The sequence below is a fragment of the Streptomyces silaceus genome, assembly GCF_001419745.1.
In the GTDB taxonomy this organism is placed as follows: Bacteria; Actinomycetota; Actinomycetes; order Streptomycetales; family Streptomycetaceae; genus Streptomyces; species Streptomyces silaceus.
The window spans coordinates 4,199-4,657 of the sequence record NZ_LIRJ01000055.1; the positions used below are offsets into that span (position 1 = coordinate 4,199).

The 459-nt window shown below is 70.8% G+C and carries 1 protein-coding gene; it reads left to right on the forward strand.

Annotation, left to right across the window (positions count from 1 at the left end; translation table 11 throughout):
* The coding region (locus tag AOK22_RS42550; RefSeq protein WP_244164703.1) for a substrate-binding domain-containing protein at positions 1–432 on the forward strand (432 nt) is incomplete at its 5' end.
* Positions 433–459 lie beyond the last annotated feature (27 nt).

Sequence of the window (459 nt, forward strand, 5' to 3'; positions counted from 1 at the left end):
TCCGCGAGCCGCGAGCGCGGCCAGGGCTTCGCCGAGGGCATCAAGGCGTACCCCGGCATCGACGTCGTCGCCAAGCAGCCCGCGGACTTCGACCGCACCAAGGGCCTGGACGTCATGACGAACCTCCTCCAGTCCCACAAGGGCGTGAACGGCGTCTTCGCCGAGAACGACGAGATGGCGCTCGGCGCGGTCAAGGCGCTCGGCGACAAGGCGGGCACGTCGGTGCCGGTGGTCGGCTTCGACGGGACGCCCGACGGCCTGAAGGCGGTCGAGGCGGGCACGCTGTACGCGTCGGTCGCGCAGCAGCCCAAGGAGCTCGGCCGGATCGCCGTGGAGAACGCGGTCGCCGCGGCGCGGGGCAAGGACGTCAAGAAGACGGTGAAGGTGCCGGTGAAGGTCGTGACGTCGAAGAACGTCGACGACTTCTCGTGACCCGCCTCCCCTCCCCCGCTCCGCCTC